The sequence below is a fragment of the Companilactobacillus mindensis DSM 14500 genome, from assembly GCF_001434275.1.
Lineage (GTDB): Bacteria > Bacillota > Bacilli > Lactobacillales > Lactobacillaceae > Companilactobacillus > Companilactobacillus mindensis.
On sequence record NZ_AZEZ01000072.1, the window covers coordinates 1 to 316 of the forward strand.

The window sequence follows — 316 nt, forward strand, 5'->3', positions numbered from 1 at the left end:
AACCAACTGTCAGTATACAAAAAAATCTAAAATGAGTGTTTATTCCGGATCAGTCAGGCTCCTAGATGATAAGCATATCAAGATTCCAAAATTGGGAACGTTGCGAATCAAAGGTTATAACAAAGTAATCTTTCGAGATAAAAAGGATATAAGAATTGGAACTGTGACTATTAGTAAGGACCCATGTAACCGATATTTTATTTCACTTCAACTCGGTTCAGATACTCCCTTTGTAGAGCAGAAAATAAAAACTGAAAGTAGTATTGGAATCGACTTGAATACTGATAACTTTCTTACAACAAGTAATAATATCGTG

1 pseudogene is annotated in these 316 nt (G+C 33.2%); it reads left to right on the top strand.

The annotated features are described in order from the left end of the window. Positions 1-31: 31 nt before the first annotated feature. A pseudogene (locus FD29_RS11645) lies at positions 32-316 on the top strand (RNA-guided endonuclease InsQ/TnpB family protein); the annotation flags it as partial.